Origin of the sequence: Cyanobium sp. A1C-AMD, from assembly GCF_024346495.1 — a bacterium.
In the GTDB taxonomy this organism is placed as follows: Bacteria; Cyanobacteriota; Cyanobacteriia; order PCC-6307; family Cyanobiaceae; genus Cyanobium_A; species Cyanobium_A usitatum.
In genome coordinates this window covers 1-9,303 of record NZ_JAGQDB010000086.1, presented here as the reverse complement: position 1 = coordinate 9,303, position 9,303 = coordinate 1, and the positions used below count along the sequence as shown (strand labels likewise).

The window sequence follows — 9,303 nt, the reverse complement described above, 5'->3', positions numbered from 1 at the left end:
ACTTCCTGCAAGCGGCCACTGGGCCCCTGGACTGGAAGAGGCGCTGGGGCTGGGACGCTGCTGCGGCTAGCGGCTACTCGATTGCAGCCAGCCAACAACATCAACGCTGCCACTAGCAGGACCGCGAGCAGTCGCTGCCGCCATCGCACGGGGCGACCCGGGAGGGCTGGATAGGTTGCGCTGCCTGCGCCCACGCTGGGTTGCTCAGCTTGTAGTGGATGCATTCTGCTGGCCGGGGCCACCCTGGGGGAAATGGATGCGGCAGATGGCTGTTTTTGATGCTCTCTAAGTAATAAAAAACTGCCCGCAAGATGGTTGAAGTAGATGATTCTTTCTGTTCTGTAAAGCCCTGTGCTGGCCTGGGAAGCGCCGGGATTGAACCTTTGTAACTGCAAGCCAAAACCTCTCGGAAACGACCCCTATACTTCGGCGAGCGGTCCCCTAATTGGGGCCCAAAGCTCCAGTTGTGGCAAGTGGTTTCGCGTTTTCGCGGACCCCCTTCCCGGCTGGTGCCCATGAACGATTGGAGGCCTCGGTCGCCTGTCGTTCATGGGGCCCAACGGCAGGCTCTCCGGCCTGCTGCAGGGGTGGACCCACCACCTCGATCCCGTCCCTCGAGGAACGTCTCGATGACCATCAGCCCACCAGAGCGTGGGGAAAAGGCGAAGGCCATGGTCGACCGGAACCCAGTTCCGGCCACCTTCGAACTGTTCGGCAAGCCCGGCCATTTCGATCGCAGCCTTGCCAAAGGTCCCAAAACCACCACCTGGGTTTGGAACCTCCACGCCAATGCTCACGATTTCGACAGTCACACGAGTGACCTTGAAGAGGTCTCTCGCAAGATCTTTTCAGCTCACTTCGGCCATTTGGCCGTCATCTTTATCTGGCTGAGTGGCGCCTTCTTCCATGGAGCGCGCTTCTCCAACTACACCGGTTGGTTGACCGATCCCCTGCACGTCAAGCCTTCGGCGCAGGTGGTGTGGCCCATTTTCGGCCAGGAAATTCTCAATGGAGACATGGGTGCCGGGTTCCACGGCATTCAGATCACCTCCGGCCTCTTCCATGTGTGGAGGGCCTGGGGCATCACCAATGAAACCCAGCTGATGGCCCTGGCCATCGGTGCTTTGGTGATGGCCGGCTTGATGCTCAATGCCGGCGTCTTCCACTACCACAAGGCGGCTCCCAAGCTCGAGTGGTTCCAGAACGTTGAGTCGATGCTCAACCACCATCTGGCCGGCCTGCTCGGTCTGGGATCTCTCTCCTGGACAGGACACCTGCTGCATGTGTCCCTGCCCACCACCGCGCTGATGGACGCCATCGACGCCGGCCAGCCGCTGGCGCTCAATGGCAAAACCATCGCCACTTACGCCGACATTCCCCTGCCCCACGAGTTCCTGAACCAGGACGTGATCGCCCAGATATTCCCCGGTTTCGGGGCTGGCGTTTCAGCCTTCTTCACGGGCAATTGGGCCGCTTACAGCGATTTCCTCACCTTTAAAGGTGGGTTGAATCCTGTGACCGGCAGCCTCTGGATGACCGACATCGCCCATCACCACTTGGCGATCGCGGTGTTGTTCATCGTGGCTGGCCACATGTATCGCACCAACTGGGGCATTGGTCACAGCATCAAGGAGATTCTCCAGGGCCAGAAGGGCGATCCCCTGCTGTTCCCCGCTCCCAATGGTCATGACGGACTCTTCGAGTTCATGACCACCAGCTGGCACGCCCAACTGGCTGTGAACCTGGCGATGCTCGGCTCGCTGAGCATCATCGTGGCCCAGCACATGTATGCGATGCCTCCCTATCCCTATATCGGGATTGATTACCCCACCCAACTGTCGATCTTCACCCATCACATGTGGATCGGTGGTTTCTTAGTTGTGGGTGCTGGTGCGCACGCCGCTATCGCGATGATTCGCGATTACGACCCCGCCAAGCACGTCGATAACGTGCTGGACCGGGTGCTTAAAGCTCGTGATGCCCTGATCAGCCACCTCAACTGGGTGTGCATCTGGCTCGGCTTCCACAGCTTTGGCCTCTATATCCACAACGACACCATGCGTGCCTTGGGCCGTCCCCAAGACATGTTCAGCGACTCCGCCATTGCCTTGAAGCCTGTCTTCGCGCAGTGGATTCAGGGTCTTCACGCTGCCGCTGCAGGTAGCACTGCGCCTAACGCCCTCGCGGGTGTGAGCGAAGTGTTCAACGGCACCGTTGTAGCTGTGGGCGGCAAGGTGGCCGCCGGTCCAATTCCTTTGGGAACGGCCGACTTCATGGTCCACCACATCCACGCCTTCACGATCCACGTCACCGTGCTGATTCTGTTGAAGGGTGTGTTGTATGCGCGTAGCTCCCGCCTAGTCCCTGATAAGGCGAATCTGGGCTTCCGCTTCCCCTGCGACGGCCCTGGCCGTGGCGGTACCTGCCAGGTGTCGGCTTGGGACCACGTGTTCCTTGGCCTGTTCTGGATGTACAACTCCCTGTCGATCGTCATTTTCCACTTCTCCTGGAAGATGCAGAGCGACGTGTGGGGCACCGTCAACGCTGATGGCAGCGTCCAGCACATCACCAACGGCAACTTTGCCCAAAGCGCCATCACCATTAATGGTTGGCTGCGGGACTTCCTCTGGGCTCAAGCCGCACAGGTGATCAACAGCTACGGCTCGAGTTCCAGTGCTTATGGCTTGATGTTCCTTGGAGCCCACTTCATCTGGGCCTTCAGCCTGATGTTCCTGTTCAGTGGCCGCGGCTACTGGCAAGAGCTTATCGAGTCCATCGTCTGGGCTCATAACAAGCTGAGGGTTGCACCCGCCATCCAACCGCGGGCGCTTTCCATTACCCAGGGCCGTGCTGTCGGTGTCGCTCACTATTTGCTGGGCGGTATTGCAACAACCTGGGCATTCTTCCTGGCCCGCATCGTCGCGGTCGGCTGACCTTTTCTGACCTCTCCCAATGGCAACGAAATTTCCTTCGTTCAGCCAGGGTCTGGCACAGGACCCGACAACCCGCCGGATTTGGTACGGCATTGCCACGGCTCACGATTTCGAGAGCCACGACGGCATGACCGAGGAGCGGCTTTACCAAAAGCTGTTCTCCACCCATTTCGGTCACCTGGCCATCATTGGCCTCTGGGTTTCGGGCAACCTGTTCCATATCGCCTGGCAGGGCAACTTTGAGCAGTGGGTCGCCGATCCTCTGCATGTACGTCCCATCGCTCACGCGATCTGGGATCCCCACTTCGGCCAGGGAGCTATCGCAGCCTTCACCCAGGCTGGTGCTACCTCCCCTGTGAACATTGCTTATTCCGGCCTGTACCACTGGTGGTACACGATCGGGATGAAAACCAACGCTGAGCTTTATCAGGGTTCCATCTTCATGATGATCCTGTCGGCTTGGGCCCTGTTCGCAGGCTGGCTCCACCTTCAGCCCAAGTTCCGGCCTTCCCTGGCCTGGTTCAAGAACGCTGAATCCCGCCTAAACCACCACCTGGCGGTTCTGTTTGGTTTCAGCTCGATCGCTTGGACCGGTCACCTGGTTCACGTGGCTATCCCTGAGGCCCGTGGTCAGCACGTTGGGTGGGACAACTTCCTCTCAGTGCTGCCTCACCCCGCTGGTTTGGCTCCGTTCTTCACCGGCAACTGGGGTGTATATGCCCAGAACCCAGACACCGTTTATCAACAGTTCGGAACTGCTGAGGGTTCTGGCACCGCGATCCTTACCTTCCTGGGTGGCTTCCACCCCCAAACGGAAGCCCTTTGGCTCACGGACATTGCCCACCACCACCTGGCGATCGGTTGCATCTTTGTGATCGCTGGCCACATGTACCGGACAAACTTCGGTATCGGCCACTCGATTCGCGAGATTCTTGAAGCCCACAACCCACCCAAGGGCACCCCTGGTGACCTAGGTGCTGGCCACAAGGGCCTCTACGACACGATCAACAACTCGCTCCACTTCCAGCTTGGTCTGGCTTTGGCATCTCTGGGTGTGGTCACCAGCCTGGTGGCCCAGCACATGTATGCGATGCCGTCCTATGCGTTTATCGCTAAGGACTACACAACGCAGGCTGCGCTTTATACCCACCACCAATACATCGCCATCTTCCTGATGTGCGGTGCGTTCGCCCACGGTGCGATCTTCTTCATCCGCGACTACGACCCGGAAGCCAACAAAGACAACGTGTTGGCCCGGATGCTCGAGCACAAGGAAGCCATAATCAGCCACCTGAGCTGGGTCTCCCTGTTCCTCGGCTTCCACACCCTGGGTCTCTACGTCCACAACGACGTGGTCGTGGCCTTTGGTACTCCCGAGAAGCAGATCTTGGTGGAGCCCGTCTTTGCCCAATTCGTCCAGGCCGCTTCCGGCAAGGCGATGTATGGCATGGATGTGCTGCTATCCAATTCCGCATCCGCAGCTAGCAATGCCAGTGCGGTTTATCTGCCCGGTTGGATCGACGCCATCAATGGTGGCAACGACCTCTTCCTGCAGATCGGTCCTGGTGATTTCCTTGTTCACCACGCCATTGCGCTTGGTCTGCACACCACGACTCTGATCCTGGTGAAGGGTGCTCTGGATGCCCGGGGTTCCAAGCTGATGCCTGACAAAAAGGACTTCGGCTATTCCTTCCCCTGCGATGGCCCCGGCCGTGGTGGTACCTGCGACATCAGTGCCTGGGACTCTTTCTATCTGAGCGTCTTCTGGGCCCTGAATACCGTCGGTTGGGTCACCTTCTACTGGCACTGGAAGCACCTCGCCATCTGGCAGGGCAACGTGGCTCAGTTCAACGAATCCAGCACCTATCTAATGGGTTGGTTCCGCGACTACCTGTGGCTTAACTCCTCCCAGCTGATCAACGGTTACAACCCGTTTGGCAGCAACAACCTGGCCGTCTGGTCTTGGATGTTCCTGTTCGGTCACCTGGTTTGGGCCACCGGTTTCATGTTCCTTATCTCCTGGCGCGGCTACTGGCAGGAACTCATCGAGACCATCGTCTGGGCGCATCAGCGCACCCCGCTTGCCAACCTTGTTGGCTGGCGCGATAAGCCTGTCGCTCTTTCGATCGTCCAGGCTCGTGTTGTGGGTCTTGCTCACTTCACTATTGGCTACATACTCACGTATGCAGCCTTCCTGATTGCTTCTACCTCTGGCAAGTTCGGCTAACTGCGGCCTACTTGCTCCCTCGAGGGACGAATTAACCCCGGCGCAAGCTGGGGTTTTTTATTGTCCATTGTTTTATTGACCATTGTTTGTTGGTTAACTTGCCTCTCACCGCACCCCCTGGCTCTTTCCCCCTAAGGGAATAGTTCTCTGGTCCCGAAGGCTTGGCTTGTGGCCCAGGCCCAGCAGCCACTATCTATCGGGCTGCCCCCAAACAAGATCAGCCCAATCAAAGGCCCAATAAAGGTTCAATAAAAACGCCCAGTAAAAACACCCAATAAAAAAGCCCCGCCTTAGCGGAGCTTTCAGGGGATTGGAAAACCGCTTGGGATTCAGTTGACGCTCCAGACGCCGCCAGCGATATTGACCAGCGGGGCAACGATCGCAGTGCCGGCTAGGAACCAGGCAAAGGCGGCGCCACCGCAGCCACCCAGCCAGAAACCACTGGCGAATTCTGCCCAGCCAGCCTTGGTGAACAGGTCTGCGGGCGGGTTGTCGATGGTGGCGTCAGCCGGCTGGATGTTGGGTCCGTTGCCAGCGGTGCCGTAGATCGAGAGACATACGGTCAAGATCGACACCAGTCCAATGGTGGCGAGTAAACCAGCGGTGCTGGCGTACTCGGTGAGCCGCAGGGGACCACAGACGGCGAAGGGTCCGTAGAGAAAGAAGCCATGGGCCATGCCCACTTCCAAACCACGACGGTTCGGAGATAGGGAGGGGCGGTAGGCGGGCAGGGCATTGATGAAGGCCCGGCTGAAATAGCTGCTGTTGACGGGGGTTGCCAGATTGCCGACGCAGGGGTCGGCCACGGGGGTCACGGTCATGGTGGCGGGGGTAGGCGGTGAGGCTGAGCGACGGCTTGGGTCGGGCTCAGTCGCGGGCTTCGATTACGTTGAAAAGCAAGGCCATGGCCACGGCTGGGCCGAGGATTCCAACAAGTGGGACTAACACCGAGGGCAACCAAGCGGCAGCAAATTCTCCAGTCATGGCGCGGGCCAATAGCAACCGTTAATACTGTACGAAGACCACCCGTGGCAGCTTGCGGGGCCGGCTAGGGCGACATAAAAATTCAATCCCTTTGCCCCGCCTCTCAGCTTTCGGATCCGCGCACGATGCCGCGCACCCGGTAGATCGGTCGTCCCTGACTTTCGTGGTAAGTGCGCATCTGCAGTTCGGCCAGCAGGCCAAAGCAGAAGAGCTGCACCCCCGTCAGAAAACTCAGTAGGGCCATCAGCAGCAGGGGGCGATCGCCGATGTCTGCGCCAAGCAGTAGTTTCTCGCCTACAAGCCAGATGCCGATCAGCAGCCCTGCGCCCATGGCGGCCAGGCCCCCGAAGCCGAAGACGTGCATCGGTCTGGTCAGAAAGCGCTTCATGAACCAGACCGTCAGCAGGTCCATCAATACCCGGAAGGTGCGGTCGAGTCCGTATTTGCTTTCCCCATAACGCCGGGGATGGTGGTTTACCTTCACCTCGCTGATCCGGGCACCTTCGATGAAGGCCAGGGCAGGCAGGAAGCGGTGGAGTTCGCCGTAGAGGTTGAGGTCACTCACCACCTCGCGCCGATAAGCCTTGAGGGAGCAGCCGTAGTCGTGGAGTCGCACCCCAGTTACCCGGGCAATCAGGCTGTTGGCGATGCGGCTGGGCAGCAGCCGTTGCATGGCCGCATCCTGGCGCTGGTGGCGCCAGCCGCTTACCAGGTCGAAGCCTTGGTCGAGCTCAGCTAGCAGTAGGGGGATATCGGCGGGGTCGTTCTGCAGATCGCCATCGAGGGTCACGATCACCGCCCCGCCGCTGGCGTCAAAGCCGGCCGCCATTGCCGCCGTCTGGCCGTAGTTGCGGCGCAGCAGCACGGCCACCAGCTCCGGAACCGTGGCGACTAGCTGGCTGAGCACCTTCGCTGTGCCGTCCCTGGATCCGTCGTCTACCAGCACCAATTCAAAGCTCAGCTGCAGCGGTCGCAGTGCCGCCAGCAACTGCTCCACCAACTGGGGCAGGCTCTCCTCCTCGTTGTAGAGGGGCACCACTACGGAAAGCTCGGCCTGACCTTCCCCCGTTTGCTGCATGTCATTGTCAGCCTGTGGCATCGACCCTAGGTGGGTAGGGGACTGCCGTTATGGCTGTGCATTACCCGCCCCGCTCCCCGCAATTCCAGTCGGTAGTGGCGCGCCACCGGGTCGGGGTTTTGGGGCGCCAGGTCGTCGAGGCCGATGCCGTTGCGGCCGTGGGCGACGCCGGAGCTGTGTAAATAGCGGCCGCCCCCTAGGTGCAGCCCCACGTGGCTGCAGCGCTGGGGTGTGCCAAAAAAGATCAGGTCGCCAGGCTCCAGCAACTGCACCTGGCCCGGGTGCACCGCCACAGGCTGACAGAACCGCTCCTGCAGGTAGGCATCGCGCGGAATCCAGATGCCAGCGCTGGCATAGGCCCGCTGCATCAGACCGGAGCAGTCGTAGTTGGGGCCCAGGCTGCCGCCCCACAGGTAGGTGTTGGCTACGCGCTGGGCGGCCTGCGCGAAGCTCAGCACCTGCTCCATCCGCTGGACAATGCTGCAGCGCTGCCGGAGTTGCGGCTGGGGCGGGGAGCACGCCACTGCTCGCCCTAGCAGGGCATCGGGTTCAAGCCATCCTGGGTAGCCATCGTCGAGGAGTCGTACCCGCAGGCGCATTCCTGGCCCTTTAGCTGCCGGACTGGTCAGGATTTGCAGGTGGCGGCCAGTCCAGGCCTGGCTGGCTAGCCCCTCACCGCGGACCTGGCTGTAGAGGTCGATGCTGCCAGTGAGCTGCCAGTTCGTGCCTGGAATGAGCCATTCCGGCGCGGCTGGGGTGCCGGCAGCCAGCTGGGCAGGGTTGATGGTGTCTACTGTCAGCACAGCTAATCTCGCCACAACGTTGGCCGGCGGTGATGGCTTTTTACAGCCCCGATCCAGCCATGGCTCAGATCCTGGCCGATCTGGTGCGGGCTCTTGAGCTGGAGGGGCGGCCTGGCTTAGCCCAGCACCTCTCCATTACCTGGCTTCGCTACGACCAGCCCTTGCTTGGCCGAGCTGCCGATCTAGATCCCGATCTGTTCTGGGCCCAGCCGGTGCAGGGGGCGAGCTGGGCTGGGGATCGTCCTCGCTATCCAGCCAGCGTCGTGAAGCTGGTTTACCTAGTGGCGGCTGAGGCCTGGCGCCAGGCTGACTTGCTTGCGGATACGCCCGAGCTGCGGCGTGCCCTTTCAGACATGATTCGCGACTCCAGCAACGACGCCACCTCCCTAGTGGTGGATTTGCTTAGTGGCACCACCAGCGGCCCTTCTCTGCCCCCCGAGCGCATGGCCCACTGGGTGGAGCAGCGTCAGCTTGTCAATGGCTGGCTGAGCGAGCTTGGCTGGCCGGAGCTGCAGGGCTGTAATGCTTGCCAAAAAACCTGGGGTGATGGTCCCTACGGGCGCGAGCGGGTCTATTACGGCACCGATCTGGAAAACCGCAATCGCCTCAATACCGACGCTGTAGCCCGTTTGTTGCAGGCCGTGCTGGCGTCGGCCCTGGTCTCGCCGCCGGCTTGTGCCCGGATGGCAGCTCTGCTGGCGCGCAGCCTGGATCCGGCCTTGAGGCTTGCGGATCCAGAAAACCAGGTGGATGGCTTCATAGGTGAGGGTTTGCCTCTTGGCTCTCGCCTCTGGAGCAAGGCGGGCTGGATGAGCCAGGCCCGGCACGATGCTGCCTACGTGGAGCCGTCAGCTGAGGGTTCTATGCCAAAAGCTGCGCCTTTCTTGCTGGTGATTTTTTCTGAGGGCCAGGCCTGCGCCCAGGATTACAAGCTCCTACCCGAGATAGCTGCCCGGCTGGCCGCAGCCAGCCGTAAATAAGCATTCGGGCTTGACAACGGAGAGGGAGGCCCTCGTTGTGACTCTCAGAGCGAAGTGGTGACACGGGAAGAGACGACGCTTCCCTTTGGTGGAGGCGGAATCCAATGCCATTTCCAATACCAATTCCAACACTATTTCCAACACCACATAGAACGTGCAAATTCAGGGCGCTGGCCGCAGGTCAATACCAGCGCTGAGCCCTTGTAGTCGTCATGGCGCCCTCTCCTCATATCCCTGGTTGTTCAGCGGGTGTAACTCTTTCAGCAGTGCCCGATTTAGGTGGTCATCGCATCCCACC

The 9,303-nt window shown here is 60.3% G+C and carries 7 protein-coding genes; 3 read left to right on the top strand and 4 right to left on the bottom strand.

Annotation, left to right across the window (positions count from 1 at the left end):
- Positions 1-629: 629 nt before the first annotated feature.
- Both psaA and psaB read left to right on the top strand, forming a co-directional pair.
- Entirely contained in the window at positions 630-2,933 is a 2,304-nt protein-coding gene (psaA, locus tag KBY74_RS11970; RefSeq protein ID WP_106632413.1) for a photosystem I core protein PsaA, read from the top strand.
- Between the two features lie 19 nt (positions 2,934-2,952).
- Complete coding sequence (gene psaB, locus KBY74_RS11965) at positions 2,953-5,160, top strand: photosystem I core protein PsaB (protein ID WP_106632412.1); 2,208 nt, start codon at positions 2,953-2,955, stop codon at positions 5,158-5,160.
- A 329-nt stretch (positions 5,161-5,489) separates the two neighbouring features.
- Here psaB and KBY74_RS11960 read toward each other — a convergent pair whose 3' ends face one another.
- The 4 genes from KBY74_RS11960 to KBY74_RS11945 all read right to left on the bottom strand — a co-directional run bounded on the left by KBY74_RS11960 (position 5,490) and on the right by KBY74_RS11945 (position 8,040).
- Positions 5,490-5,981 carry a photosystem I reaction center subunit XI gene (locus tag KBY74_RS11960; protein WP_254942898.1) on the bottom strand — a complete coding sequence of 164 codons (492 nt, stop codon included), beginning with the start codon at positions 5,979-5,981 and terminating at the stop codon, positions 5,490-5,492.
- Between the two features lie 46 nt (positions 5,982-6,027).
- A complete protein-coding gene (locus tag KBY74_RS11955) occupies positions 6,028-6,144 on the bottom strand; it encodes a photosystem I reaction center subunit VIII (protein ID WP_106632445.1) in 117 nt (38 codons plus the stop codon).
- Positions 6,145-6,247: 103 nt separating this feature from the next.
- Entirely contained in the window at positions 6,248-7,243 is a 996-nt protein-coding gene (locus KBY74_RS11950; protein ID WP_254942897.1) for a glycosyltransferase family 2 protein, read from the bottom strand.
- A 5-nt stretch (positions 7,244-7,248) separates the two neighbouring features.
- Positions 7,249-8,040 carry a C40 family peptidase gene (locus KBY74_RS11945; protein WP_254942896.1) on the bottom strand — a complete coding sequence of 264 codons (792 nt, stop codon included), beginning with the start codon at positions 8,038-8,040 and terminating at the stop codon, positions 7,249-7,251.
- A gap of 17 nt (positions 8,041-8,057) precedes the next feature.
- Between KBY74_RS11945 and KBY74_RS11940 the strand changes: the two genes are divergently transcribed.
- A complete protein-coding gene (locus KBY74_RS11940; RefSeq protein ID WP_254942895.1) occupies positions 8,058-9,005 on the top strand; it encodes a serine hydrolase in 948 nt (315 codons plus the stop codon).
- Positions 9,006-9,303 lie beyond the last annotated feature (298 nt).